14 protein-coding genes and 1 tRNA gene are annotated in these 12,186 nt (G+C 71.1%); 11 read left to right on the forward strand and 4 right to left on the reverse strand.

What is annotated here, in order from left to right; genetic code table 11:
- Nucleotides 1-30 precede the first annotated feature (30 nt).
- Nucleotides 31-115, reverse strand: a tRNA-Leu gene (locus EJV46_RS16975).
- 66 nt (nucleotides 116-181) lie between these two features.
- Here EJV46_RS16975 and EJV46_RS16980 point away from each other — a divergent pair.
- Genes EJV46_RS16980 through EJV46_RS16990 form a run of 3 tightly spaced genes read left to right on the forward strand, consistent with a single transcriptional unit; the run spans nucleotide 182 to nucleotide 1,430 of the window.
- Entirely contained in the window at nucleotides 182-745 is a 564-nt protein-coding gene (locus EJV46_RS16980; protein WP_131549890.1) for a DUF1643 domain-containing protein, read from the forward strand.
- Nucleotides 746-763: 18 nt separating this feature from the next.
- Nucleotides 764-1,024 carry a type II toxin-antitoxin system Phd/YefM family antitoxin gene (locus EJV46_RS16985; RefSeq protein WP_131549891.1) on the forward strand — a complete coding sequence of 87 codons (261 nt, stop codon included), beginning with the start codon at nucleotides 764-766 and terminating at the stop codon, nucleotides 1,022-1,024.
- 4 nt (nucleotides 1,025-1,028) lie between these two features.
- A complete protein-coding gene (locus EJV46_RS16990) occupies nucleotides 1,029-1,430 on the forward strand; it encodes a type II toxin-antitoxin system VapC family toxin (protein WP_131549892.1) in 402 nt (133 codons plus the stop codon).
- On the opposite strand, the gene EJV46_RS16995 is transcribed toward EJV46_RS16990, so the two are convergent.
- Complete coding sequence (locus tag EJV46_RS16995; RefSeq protein WP_131549893.1) at nucleotides 1,427-3,808, reverse strand: 1-deoxy-D-xylulose-5-phosphate synthase N-terminal domain-containing protein; 2,382 nt, start codon at nucleotides 3,806-3,808, stop codon at nucleotides 1,427-1,429. The genes EJV46_RS16990 and EJV46_RS16995 overlap by 4 nt on opposite strands.
- Before the next feature lie 164 nt (nucleotides 3,809-3,972).
- On the opposite strand from EJV46_RS16995, the gene EJV46_RS17000 reads away from it, so the two are divergent.
- Nucleotides 3,973-4,950: a hydroxyacid dehydrogenase gene (locus EJV46_RS17000; protein ID WP_131549894.1), complete on the forward strand. Its 978-nt coding sequence runs from the start codon at nucleotides 3,973-3,975 to the stop codon at nucleotides 4,948-4,950.
- Between the two features lie 3 nt (nucleotides 4,951-4,953).
- Here EJV46_RS17000 and EJV46_RS17005 read toward each other — a convergent pair whose 3' ends face one another.
- Both EJV46_RS17005 and EJV46_RS17010 read right to left on the reverse strand, forming a co-directional pair.
- A complete protein-coding gene (locus EJV46_RS17005; protein WP_131549895.1) occupies nucleotides 4,954-6,357 on the reverse strand; it encodes a malonyl-CoA decarboxylase in 1,404 nt (467 codons plus the stop codon).
- Between the two features lie 59 nt (nucleotides 6,358-6,416).
- Nucleotides 6,417-7,844, reverse strand: a complete 1,428-nt coding sequence (locus EJV46_RS17010; RefSeq protein WP_240782612.1) for an NAD(P)H-hydrate dehydratase — start codon at nucleotides 7,842-7,844, stop codon at nucleotides 6,417-6,419.
- Nucleotides 7,845-7,869: 25 nt separating this feature from the next.
- Here EJV46_RS17010 and EJV46_RS17015 point away from each other — a divergent pair, with 25 nt between their 5' ends.
- From EJV46_RS17015 to EJV46_RS17045, 7 genes are all read left to right on the forward strand, one after another.
- Nucleotides 7,870-9,216 carry a sulfite oxidase gene (locus tag EJV46_RS17015; protein ID WP_131549896.1) on the forward strand — a complete coding sequence of 449 codons (1,347 nt, stop codon included), beginning with the start codon at nucleotides 7,870-7,872 and terminating at the stop codon, nucleotides 9,214-9,216.
- Nucleotides 9,216-9,539: an aldehyde dehydrogenase gene (locus EJV46_RS17020; protein ID WP_131549897.1), complete on the forward strand. Its 324-nt coding sequence runs from the start codon at nucleotides 9,216-9,218 to the stop codon at nucleotides 9,537-9,539. The genes EJV46_RS17015 and EJV46_RS17020 overlap by 1 nt, the downstream gene beginning before the upstream one ends.
- A gap of 10 nt (nucleotides 9,540-9,549) precedes the next feature.
- On the forward strand, nucleotides 9,550-10,176 hold the full coding sequence (locus EJV46_RS17025) for a hypothetical protein (protein ID WP_206020852.1): 627 nt from the start codon (nucleotides 9,550-9,552) through the stop codon (nucleotides 10,174-10,176).
- Nucleotides 10,177-10,208: 32 nt separating this feature from the next.
- Complete coding sequence (gene parA, locus EJV46_RS17030) at nucleotides 10,209-10,835, forward strand: ParA family partition ATPase (RefSeq protein ID WP_131549898.1); 627 nt, start codon at nucleotides 10,209-10,211, stop codon at nucleotides 10,833-10,835.
- Nucleotides 10,836-10,871: 36 nt separating this feature from the next.
- Nucleotides 10,872-11,303, forward strand: coding sequence for a GNAT family N-acetyltransferase (locus EJV46_RS17035; protein ID WP_131549899.1), 432 nt, complete (start codon nucleotides 10,872-10,874; stop codon nucleotides 11,301-11,303).
- Between the two features lie 185 nt (nucleotides 11,304-11,488).
- The gene (locus EJV46_RS17040; RefSeq protein WP_131549900.1) at nucleotides 11,489-11,827 is read left to right on the forward strand and encodes a Lin0512 family protein; all 339 of its coding nucleotides are present in this window, start codon (nucleotides 11,489-11,491) and stop codon (nucleotides 11,825-11,827) included.
- A 13-nt stretch (nucleotides 11,828-11,840) separates the two neighbouring features.
- Complete coding sequence (locus EJV46_RS17045) at nucleotides 11,841-12,185, forward strand: Lin0512 family protein (protein WP_131549901.1); 345 nt, start codon at nucleotides 11,841-11,843, stop codon at nucleotides 12,183-12,185.
- Nucleotide 12,186: the final 1 nt, after the last annotated feature.

A 12,186-nucleotide genomic window follows, 5' to 3' on the forward strand; every position in this document is an offset into this window, starting at 1 on the left:
TCCATTTCCAAATTCGCTGGTTTTGCCAAGTGGTGCGGACGGAGGGACTTGAACCCCCACGGCTTGCGCCACTGGAACCTAAATCCAGCGTGTCTGCCAATTCCACCACGCCCGCGTGCTTGCTGCCGGGTAGGAAGCGGCGCGTGTAGCCGAAAGGGACGGCCGCGCCAATACTGCCCTGATGCCCGACTCCCACGACCCCGGCGGAAAGGTCCGCCTCAAGCTCGCTTCCGACGTCGTCTCGGCGGCGTCCTTCTCCCCCGACCGGCGCTGGCGCTGGTGGCTGGAGCGCCGCTGGGACGGCAAGCCCCTGGGCACCCCGGGTTTCGGCGTCGTGATCGGGATGAATCCCTCGACGGCCGATATCGACGTGGACGATCCGACGGTGGCGGGCTGCATGTGGCGGGCACGGTATCGCTGGGGACTGCCCGGGCTCGTGATGCTGAACGCCTTCAGCTACCGCGCCACGGACAAGAAGCGGCTGCTGGAGGTGGAGGACCCGGTCGGGGAGGAAACCGACGCCACCGTCCTGCACTATGCCCGCTCGGCGGCGCTGGTCGTGGCGGCCTGGGGGCAGCCGCCCAAGCCCTTGATGGCGAGGGGCGCGGCGATCGGGCGGATGCTGGCCGGGGCCGGGGTGCAGGCGCTCTGCTTCGGAGTGAACGGGGATGGCAGCCCGAAGCATCCGCTTTACCAGCGGCGGGACGTCGAGCTCCTGCCCTATCCCTTGCCGCCGACTGGTTGATCAACTAGTTTACCGCCCATGGACGGTAGCGTAGGGGCCTTCGAGGCCAAGACCCATCTCTCCGCCCTTCTTGACCGCGTGGAGCGCGGCGAGGAGGTCACGATCACGCGCCGGGGGCAGCCGGTGGCGCGGCTCGTCCCGGTGAAGAAGGTGGCCGGGGATGGCGGGATTCCGCTCGGCGAGAAGCTGAGGCAGCTTCGCCAGTCCCTCAAGGACCGCGGAATGAAGCCCCTCACCATCGACGAGATCATCGAAATGAAGAACGAGGGCCGCCGGTAACAAGGTGGCTCAACTCGTTCTGGATGCCTCCGTCGCCATCGCGCTCCTCCTCGAGGAAGACGCGGTGGCGGACTTCTCCCGCATTGTGGACGTTCCGGCAGCGGCACCTTCGCACTGGCCTCTGGAAGTCGCCAATGGCCTCCTGATGGCGGCCCGCCGCCAACGCGTTCTAGAAGACGCCCTCGAGGAAATCCTCGCGGCTGCCGCCATGCTGGATGTCACCCCCGAAGCCACCGGTATCGAAATCGCTGTAACGCGCAGCTTCGAACTGGCGCAGCGGCACAACCTCACTCTTTACGACGCCGCCTATCTGGAATTGGCGATCCGAGAGGACCTGCCCCTGGCGTCCTTCGACAAGCGCCTCCGCGACGCCGCCACGGTCGAGGGCGTCCTCCTTCTGCCCTAACCGATCAGCAGCTGCGCGCAGGCATCCAGGATCGCCGCCTCGTCCAACCCATATTCGGCGTAGAGCGACGGGATGTCGCCGGCCTGCCCGAAGCGGTCTACGCCCAGCGCCGAGATCCGCTGCCCGCGCACGCCGCCCATCCAGTCCAGCGCCGCCGGATGCCCGTCCAGCACCGTCACGATCCCCGCACCCGGCGCCAGCGGGGCCAGCAGCGTCTCGATGTGGGACGGCGCCGCGCCCGGCCCGGACCGCGCGCGCTTGCGGCTCTCCAGCCAGCCCTGGTGCAGCCGGTCCGGCGAGGTGATCGCCAGCAGGCCCGCCCCTGGCTCCTCCTCGCGCAACGCCTCGAAGGCAGCGATGGCCTCGGGCGCCACCGGCCCCTGATAGGCGATGGCGATCCGCCCGCCCTCGGCCGGCGGCACCATCCAGTAGCCGCCCGCGATGACCTGCGCCGCATCCAGCTCGCGCTCCGGCTGCTCCAGCCCCCGCGTCGAGAGCCGCAGCCAGACGCTCGATCCGTCCGGCTCCTGCATATGCGCGAAGGCGTGGCGCATCAGGATCGCAAGCTCGTCCGCGAAGGCGGGCTCGAAGGCGGCCAGCCGGTCCTGCGCCATGCCGATCAGCGGCGTGTTCACCGACTGGTGCTGCCCGCCCTCCGGCGCCAGGGTCAGGCCCGAGGGCGTGGAGACCAGCAGGAAGCGCGCATCCATGTAGCAGCCGTAGATCAGCGCATCGAGGCCGCGATTCACGAAGGGATCGTAGACCGTGCCGATCGGCAGCAACCGCGCGCCGTAGAGCTTGTCGGCCAGCCCCAGCCCCGCGAGCATCAGGAACAGGTTCTGCTCCGCGATGCCCAACTCCACATGCTGGCCCTGCGGCGACATGCCCCAGCGCTGCGCCGAGGCCAGCTTGGCGTCGCGGAAGACGTCGTTCTTGAGGTGCCGGTCGAAGATGCCGCGCCGGTTCACCCAGGGGCCGAGGTTGGTGCTGACCGTCACGTCCGGGCTGGTGGTTACGATGCGCTCCGCGATGGGCCCATACTCGCCCTCCCCGCGCCCGATGCCGGAGAGGATCTCGCCGAAGGCCATCTGCGTCGCGAGCTTCCGGCCGGCCGGCACCGTCGGAACCGGAAAGGCCGCCGGAATGGGGATCTTCGGCGCGACCAGGCTGCGCCCCTCCGGCGTCAGCTTCCGCGCGAAGGGGACCGAATCGATGAAGGCCCGCAGTTCGGCCTCCGGAAGGCCGAGCCCCTCGAAGGCCTCCCATTCATGGCCCGGGCGGATCGCCATGAGCTCCCGGAACGTCTCCATCTGCTCCTTGGTCATGAGGCCGGAGTGGTTGTCCTTGTGGCCCGCGAAGGGCAGCCCCATGCCCTTGATCGTATAGGCGATGAAGCAGGTCGGCTGGTCGCCGGCGGCATCCTGCGCCCGGAAGGCCTCCATCAGCGTCTCGACGTCATGGCCGCCGAGGTTGTTCATCAGATCCGCCAGTTCGCCGTCGGACAGCTGGTCGATGATGGCGCGCACCCCGTCCTCGCGCCCGAGCTCGGCCAGCAGCGCCGAGCGCCAGGCCGCGCCGCCCTGGAAGGTGAGCGCGGAATAGAGGCTGTTCGGGCAGTCGTCGATGAAGCGGCGCAGCGCCTCGCCGCCCGGCCGCGCGAAGGCCGCCTGCAGCTTGCGGCCGTATTTGATGGTGACCACGTTCCAGCCCATGTCGCGGAACAGGCCCTCGATCCGGCCGAAGAGGCGGTCCTGCACCACGGAATCCAGGCTCTGGCGGTTGTAGTCCACCACCCACCAGACGTTGCGGATGTCGTGCTTCCAGCCCTCCAGCAGGGCCTCGTAGATATTGCCCTCGTCCAGCTCGGCATCGCCCACGATGGCGACGTGGCGGCCCGCCGGGATCCCGTCCGGCGTCAGCTTCTTCAGGCGCACATAGTCCTGCACGAGGCTGCCGAAGCTCGCCAGCGCCACGCCGAGGCCCACCGAGCCGGTGGAGAAATCCACCTCCGCGCCGTCCTTGATGCGCGAGGGATAGGGCTGGATGCCGCCGAACTGCCGCAGCGTGGCCATCCGCTCCGCCGTCTGCCGGCCGAGCAGCAGGTTCATCGCATGGAAGACGGGCCCGGCATGAGGCTTCACCGCCACGCGGTCGGCCGGCTTCAGGATGTCGAAATACAGCGCCGTCATGATGGAGATGACCGAGGCGCAGGAGGCCTGATGCCCGCCCACCTTCAGCCCATCGCGGTTGGGGCGGATGTGGTTGGCGTTGTGGATCATCCAGGCCGAGAGCCAGAGCAGCTTGCGCTCGACCGCGTTCAGCAGCGCCAGGCGGCGGGCCTCCTCGGGAGCACGGATCAGGGGCGTCTGCTGGTTCATGATGGTTCGTTCCTCGACTTGGCGCCAGCTTAGCCGTCAAAGGCGCTGCCGCGCGAGGGCAGGTTCCGGCACCGCCGCGCGGGCGGCCATTCCGATCCCGCGCGGCTTGCAAGGCCGTGCTTTCAGGACTACCGGCTCAAGCTCCGCCGCCCGGGAATGCGCCCTTGCCGCTCGTCGCCCTCACCAGCCCCATTGCGCCCGCGGCCGTCGCCCTGCTGGAAGGCGCGGGCCTGCGGGTGGCGCTGCCGCCGATGCGCGGCCCCGAAGGCTTCTACGCCGTCTGCGCCGAGGCCGACGCGCTGATCGTCCGCCTGCCCCTGCCGCGCGACCTGCTGGACCGCAGCCCGAAGCTGCGCCTCGTGGCCCGCGCGGGGGTAGGCTACGACTTCATCCCGGTGGACCGCGCGACGGCGCTCGGCATTCCGGTCACCAACGTGCCGGGCGGGAATGCGGTCTCCGTCGCCGAGCACGTCATCGCCCAGATGATGGTCGCGAGCCGCCGGCTGGAGACGGCCGACCGGACCTTCCGGACCGAGGGCTGGAAGAAGGCCATCGCGGCCTGGGACCAGGCGGTCGAGCTCTCGGACCGCACGCTCGGCATCGTGGGGCTGGGCGCCATCGGCCGGCACCTGGCGCGGATCGCCGGCCTCGGCTTCGGCATGCGGGTGCTGGGGATGCGGCGCAGCGCCGGCGCGCTGCCGGAGGGCGTCGAGGCCGCCGATCTCGGGCGCGTCTTTTCCGAGTCCGATTTCGTCGTGCTCGCCTGCCCCCTGACCGAGGAGACCCGCGGCCTCGCCTCGGCCGAGATGATGGGGCGGATGAAGCCCGACGCCTGGCTGATCAACGTCGCCCGCGGCGGCGTGCTGGACGAGGCGGCCTTGCTGCGGCTGCTGCACGAAGGACGCATCGGCGGAGCCGCGCTCGACGTCATGAACGAGGAGCCGCCACCGCGGGACAGCCCCCTCTTCGACGCCCCCAACCTGCTGCTGACGCCGCACTGGGCCGGCATGACGCCGGCCTCCGTGGAGCGCACCAACCTCGCGGCGGCCGAGGAGGTGCTGCGCGTGATGCGCGGCGAGCGGCCGGTGAACGTCGTCAATCCCGAGGTCTGGGAGCACGCCCGCGACATGACGGGCGCCTAAGGTTCAGCTCCTGGCGAGCTTGCGCACGCTGGTCGCCATCGAGCGCTTGCCCTCGCCTGCATAGGCCTCGTGGTTGTCCTCGATGAATTCGAGGTCGTAGAGGTAGTTCACCATCATCCCCGCGCTCTCGCGCATGCCCTTGGGCGAGGTGTCCGCGCGCCAGTTGATCCGTTCGATCCGCGCGCCGTTGGAGAGGTGGAAATGCGCCACCGGATCGGCCGCGCGCTTCTTGTTGCGGCCCGATTCCACCGCAAGGTAGCGCGCGCAGAGCCGGATCAGCACGGGCTCCATCACCTTGCGCAGCTCCGGCGGCCATTCCTTGCGCGAGACCAGCAGCTGCAGGGCGGCGAGCGGCGAGGCCTCGGCCGGCACGCCGGCGGCGGCGCGGATGGCCGTGGCCTCGTCATTCGTGAGCAGCGTCGTGTCGCCGGCCTCCTCGCGCGCGGTCAGCCAGCGGCAGAAGCCGGGGATGGGCGAGAGCGTCGCGAAGTGCTTGAGGCCACGGAACTCCAGCCCCAGCACCTCCACCACGCGCTTGATGAGGAAGTTGCCGAAGGCGATGCCGTCCAACCCGCGCTGGCAGTTGTTGATGGAGTAGAAGACGGCCGTGTCGGCGCCGCTCGGATCCATCACCTCGGTGCGCGGGTCGAGCAGGATCTGCACCGAATCGGCGAGCCCCTTCACCAGCGCGATCTCGACGAAGATCAGCGGCTCGGCCGGCATGCGCGGGTGAAAGAAGGCGTAGCAGCGGCGGTCGGAATCCAGGCGGTTCTTGAGATCCTCCCAGGATTCGATGCGATGCACCGCCTCGTAGCGGATGAGCTTCTCCAGCAGGGCGGCCGGGCTGTTCCAGTCGATGCGGCGCAGCTCGAGGAAGCCCACGTCGAACCAGGACATCAGCAGCGTCTTGAGGTCGGCCTCCAGCGCCTGGAGCAGCGGGTCGGTGTCGGCGACGCGCAGCAGGTCCTCGCGCAGATCGACCAGCAGCTTCATCCCGTCGGGGATGCCGGTGAACTGCGACAGCAGGCGGATTCGCGGGCTCTCCAGCGCGCGGCGCAGCTTCACCTTGGCGGCGGCCTTGCCGGCGCCCTCCGGCGCGTCGTTCCAGGCCTTGATGGCACTCTCGACCGCCTTGGGGTCGGCATCGAAGCCGGCGAGCGTGCGCAGGAAATGCACCCGCTCGGCCTCGGTGAAGCCGCGATAGGCGGCGGCCAGCTTCGCCGCGCGGGCCCGGGCCGAAACCTCGCCGCCGCGACCGGTGAGGCAGGCCTGCATCTGGGCCGCCACGTCCTCCGGCTCGCCCCGGCTGACCACCCGCTCCGCCATGTCGCGCCACAGGCCGGTGACACGACGCAGCGCGCGGTCGACCAGGGTTTCGGGCGCTTCGGCAGCTAGCGTATCGGCCATTTCGGTCTCCAGACTGCAGTCACGTTAGCTGGGAAATATATGGAAACAAAGCGCGATCCCTACATGAGGTTGCGAAACTCGCCCGCAAGGTCTTCGGCGAGCAGGCCGGGGCCGATTTTCCGCGCGGCCTCGCCCTGAATCCAGGCGGCGGCACAGGCCGCCTCGAAGGCGGGCATGCCCTGGGCGAGCAGCGCGGCGGCGAGGCCGGCCAGCACGTCGCCGGTGCCGCCGGTGGCGAGCCAGGGCGGCGCGTTGTGATTGATGGCGGCGCGGCCGTCGGGCGCTGAAATCACCGTGTCGGAGCCCTTGAGCAGAACCACGCCGCCGATATCAGCCGCCGCCGCCCGCACGGCGGCGAGACGGTCGTCGCCGGCGGGACCGAAGAGGCGGGCGAACTCCGCGGCATGCGGCGTCAGGATCGCCGCGCCGCGCAACCCGTCGGGATCGCCAGCGAAGGCGGTGAGCGCGCCGGCATCGGCCACCAGCTTCCGGTCGGCGGCGAGGCAGCGGGACACGGCCTCGCGCGTGGCCTCGTCGGGCGGCAGGCCGGGGCCGGCGAGGATCGTGTCGCGGCGGGCATCGGCGAGGATCGCGTCCAGCAGCGCGGAGCTCCCCTCCGCCTCGATCACCAGCGCGCCGGGCTCAGCCAGCCGATGCAGGGCCGCGCTCGCGGCATCCCCGCAGGCCAGCGTGACGAGGCCAGCCCCGGCCCGGCGCGCGGCGCGTGCGGCCAGCAGCGCGGCGCCCGCCATCTCCCGGCCGGAGATCACCGTGACATGGCCGCGGCTGTGCTTGTGGCTGCCGGCGCCCGGGCGCGGCAGCGCCCACAGGGAAGGGCCGTTGGCGAAGGTCCGCGGCCGGATCGCCTCCAGCACCGATGCGGGCAGGCCGATATCCGCCACCACGAGCTCGCCGCAGAGATCGCGGCCCGGCAGCAGGAGATGCCCCGGCTTGGCGCGGAAGAAAGTGACGGTCAGCACGGCCTGGGGCGCGAAGCCGCGCACCGCGCCGGTCGCGCCGTCCAGGCCGGAGGGGACGTCCACCGCCACGACCGGCGCGCCGCAGGTTCGCAGCGCCTCGGCGGCGGGCCCCTCGAAATCGCGGGCGAGGCCGGCGCCGAACAGCGCGTCCACCACCAGCCCCGCCCGCCCGATCGCCTCCAGCCCGCGTCGCGGCCCGCGCCATCGCGCCGCGGCCTGCGCCGCATCGCTGCCGTCGCGGGGCGGCGCGACGGCAGCCACCGCCACGTCCCAGCCGGCCTGCTCCAGCAGCCGCGCAACCACGTAGCCGTCCCCGCCGTTATTCCCCGGTCCGGCCAGGACCAGGGTCCGCCGGGGCCGGAAGCGCTGGCGGATGGCCATCGCCACCGCGCGGCCCGCGGCTTCCATCAGCGCGGGGCCATTCCCCGCCAGCCTGTCCGCCTCGGCCATCTCCCCGGGCGTCAGCAGTTCGGAAAGCATTGCGGAGCGGGGGCGGGTCTGCGTCATATTAGCCGGAGCTTGGGAGGATCACATGACGTCGAACAAGAGGCCGGGGCGACCCGAGCGCTCGCTGCAGGAGCTTTACCGCGACGACCCCGAGCGGGCCGACGCGCTGGCCTGGGGCCGGCGGGGCGCGCTCAAGGGCACGGCGCTCACCAGCATGGGCGCCGCCCTCGGCGCCGCGATCCCCTTCTCCGGCCGCATGCCGGCCGGCACCCTGCCCGAGCTTCTCGCCCGTCCCGCGGCGGCCCAGGGCGCAGGACAGCCGGCCGCCGGGCCGCAGGTCTTCCGGATGGAGGGCAAGAACGAACTCATCCTGCTCGGCGACCGGCCCCTCGTCGCCGAGACGCCGGAGCACCGGCTGGACGAGCCGGTGACGAGCTTCCGCAACTTCTTCATCCGCAACAACGGCCAGATGCCCGAGCCCGTCGCGGAGCCGGACGCCTGGGAACTGACCATCGACGGCGAGGTGAACACCCCGCTGAAGCTCCGGCTCGGCGATCTACGCGCGCGCTTCGCCAATGTCACGATGCAGCTGCAGATGGAGTGCGGCGGCAATGGCCGCGCCTCCTACGCGCCGCAGACGCGCGGCAACCAATGGGGCAACGGCGCCATCTCCAACGCCGAATGGACCGGCGTGCGCCTGCGCGACCTGCTGAACGCCGCCGGCCTCAAGCCCGGCGCCGCCTACACCGGCCATTTCGGGGCGGACCCGCATCTCTCTGGCGCGACCGACCGGCAGGCCATCAACCGCGGCATGCGCATCGCCAAGGCCATGGACGAGGACACCATGCTCGCCTTCCGCATGAACGGCGAGCCGATCCCGCATATCCATGGCGCGCCGCTGCGGCTCATCACGCCGGGCTGGCCCGGCAGCTTCAGCCAGAAGTGGCTCACCCGCATCTGGATCCGCGACAAGGTGCATGACGGCGCGGGAATGGGCGGCACCAGCTACCGCGTGCCGGTCCGGCCGATCGTCCCCGGCAGCAACGACAACGGCGCCAGCTTCGCCGAGATCGAGAGCATGCCGGTGCGCGCCATCCTCTCCTCCCACGCGCATGGCGCGCGGCTGCCGGCGGGGACGCGCAGCCTGGACCTGCGCGGCGCCGCCTGGGCCGGCGACCTGACGGCGAAGGCCGTGCATGCCAGCGTCGATTTCGGCGCGACCTGGGTGGAGATGCAGGTCTCGGCGCCGGCCAACCGCCATGCCTGGCAGCGCTGGCAGGGCCGCGTGACCCTCCCCTCGGACGGCTATTTCGAGGTCTGGTACCGCGCCACCGACAGCGAGGGGCGCATGCAGCCGCACGCCGCCGCCAACTGGAACCCCCAGGGCTATTCGGCGAACCCGATCAGCCGCGTCGCGATCCTGGTGGGCTGATGCGGTCGATGCTGCTGGCGCTGGCCCTCACCGGCGGCGTCGCGCTGGCCCAGACGGCGCCGGAGCCGGAGGATCCCTCGATCCTCCCCGCCGGCGACGGGCAGGAGGAGACCTTCTATGCCTGCTCCGCCTGCCACAGCACCGCGATCATCCGCCGCAGCGCGTTCAGCCGCGAGCAGTGGGACGGCCTCATGGACTGGATGGTCGACAAGCAGGGCATGAACCCGCTGGAGCCGGCCGAGCGCCGGCAGATCGTGGACTATCTCGCGCAGCATTTCGGCCCGCGCGCCGCGCCGCGCGGCCGCAATCCCTTCCTGAACTGAGCCGCGCGCGATGATCACCATCGCCTGCCTGCACACCGCCCAGAGCAACGCCCCACTCTTCGATTCGGCCGCCGCCGCCCTGCCCGGCGGCGCGCTGCGCCTGACCCACAAGGTCCGCGCCGACCTGCTGCGCGAACCCACGCCCGAGGTGCTGAACGAGGCCGCCGTGCTCCTGCGGGATCTCGCCCGGCACGCCGATGCCGTGCTGCTCACCTGCTCCACCATCGGCGCGGCCGCGGCGCAGGCGCAGGACTCGCCCAGGCCCGTCCTCCGGGCCGACGGGGCGCTGGCCGAGGCCGCGACCCGCGCCGGCGGCACCGTGCACGTCCTCTATGCCGCGCCGACCACGCGGGAGCCGACCCGGCGGCTTTTCGAGGCGGCGGCCAAGGCGCATGACGCGCGGCTGGTCATGCACATGGTCCACGGCGCCTGGGGGCTGTTCCAGGCGGGCGAGACCCGCGCCTATCTGGGCCGCATCGCCGCCGCGGCCGAGGGGCTGGAGGGGCGCGTGGTGCTGGCCCAGGCTTCCATGGCGCCGGCCGCGGCCCTCATGCCCGGCCATCCGCCGCTGACCGTCCCGGGCATCGGGGTCATGGCCGCCGCAAGAGCCGCCGTACAGGCGCGAAAAGCGGGCTAAGCTCCGGCTTCCGAATCGCAGGAGACCCTGCCTTGGCCATTATCATCGCCGTAGCGCAGCAGAAGGGCGGCGCGGGAAAATCCACCCTGGCCGCCAATCTCGCCGTCGCCCTGGGAGCAGGCGGCAAGAAGGTCGTGCTGCTCGACACCGACCCGCAGCAGAGCCTGGCCCGCTGGCACGGCTTGCGCGCCGAGGGGGCGGCGCCGCTGACCTTCGAATCCCCTTCCGGCTGGCGGCTCGCCGGCGCGATCGACCGGCACCGCAAGACGGCCGACTACGTGGTGCTCGACACGCCGCCCCATGCCGACACGGACGCCCGCATCGCCGTCCGCGCGGCCGACCTCGTGCTGATCCCGCTGCAGCCCTCGCTGCCCGACCTCTGGGCGGCCGAGGCCACCATCAGGCTCGCCGAGGAAGAGAAGCGGCCCTACCGCATCGTGCTGAACCGCATGCCGCCCACCGGCCGACTGCGCGACGTGGTGACGGCGGAGCTCGCCCGCCGCAAGGCGCCGGTGATGAAGGAGACGCTGGGCAACCGTTCTGCCTTTGCGACCGCCTTCGCCCTGGGCCTGGGCGTCACCGAGAGCAGCCCGCGCAGCGCCGCGGCGGCGGAGGTGAAGGCGCTCGCCTCTTCCCTCCAGAGGGTGAAGGCCCAATAACTTCCGCATGAAGTCTCCCCTCCGCAGGCGCGTCGCGTGACGGACGCGCCCAAGCTCACCATCCGCGACGACGACTATCCCGAACTGGAGGCCGTGGCGGCCATCCAGCGCGGCCTGCACAGCTACAACCAGGAGCGCGGCGGCCCCTATGACCGCGAGCCGGTGACCGTGCTGGCGCGTGACGAGGAGGAGGTCGTGAAGGGCGGGCTGCTGGGGCTGACCTACTGGAACTGGCTGTTCATCGACTGGCTCTGGCTCGCACCCGGCGTGCGCGGCAAGGGGCTGGGCGGCGAGCTGCTGGCCCGCGCGGAGGCCATCGCGCGGGGCCGCGGCTGCACCGACGCCTATACCGACACCTTCAGCTTCCACGCGCCGAACTTCTGGCAGCGGCACGGCTGGATCGAGGCCGGGCGGCTGGACGGAATGCCGCCGGGGCACTCGCGGATCTGGTACCGGAAGAAGCTGTAGCGTCGCCTGGAGCGTGATGACCGAAGGCGCAAAGGCGCCGGAGGTCTGAATCACGCGCTCGAACAATGAGCTGGACCATGATGCCTGAGCGAATGCGAACGCATCATGGTCTAGCGGCCGGGGCGTGACACATCGGGCCCGGACTCCCTAGTCTTCGCGGCGGACCATCGTCCGAAGGAACGTTCATGGCGCTCAAGCGCATGGTGCTCGAAATCGGCATGGGCACCGATATCCGCGGCACGGATTACACCAAGGCCGCCGTTCGCGCGCTGCGCGACGCGCTCTGGCACAACTCCCTGACCATCGGCGCCGCCGTCGGCCAGCCGGTCGATGCGATGCAGGTCGAGGTGCTGATCGGAGTGCCGAAGCCCGAGCTCGTCGACAAGGCCGCGGTCCTGGCCATCCTGCCGCATGGCACGGGCACGGTGACCGTCGTCGAAGGCGGGCTGGAGATCTCCAATGACGAAGGCACGGGCACGACCGTGATGGCCAATTGCTGCGCCATCGTCCGGCTCGACGTCTGAGGGAGGCGCGCAGGTGGCCTTGAAACGAATCATCCTGGAAATGGGCAGCGGCAACGACCTGCATGGTGGCGACTACACCAAGGCGGCGCTGCGGGCGGTGCAGGACGCACTGCACCATTCCTCCCTCTCCTTCATCCGCACCCTCGGCCTGGACATCAGGACCATGCAGGTGGAGGTGACGATCGGCGTGCAGCGGCCCGAGAGGGTCGATATCGAGGCCGTCCGGACGTCGCTGCCCTATGGCGTCGTGACGGCGCGGGCCGTGAAGGGCGGCCTGGACGTGCCGCAGGAAGAGGGCCACGACCTGGCCGTGATCGCCTCCGCGGCCATCGCGGTGCGCTTCGACCTTCCGGGCTAGC

Source organism: Roseococcus sp. SYP-B2431, from assembly GCF_004336745.1.
Lineage (GTDB): Bacteria > Pseudomonadota > Alphaproteobacteria > Acetobacterales > Acetobacteraceae > Roseococcus.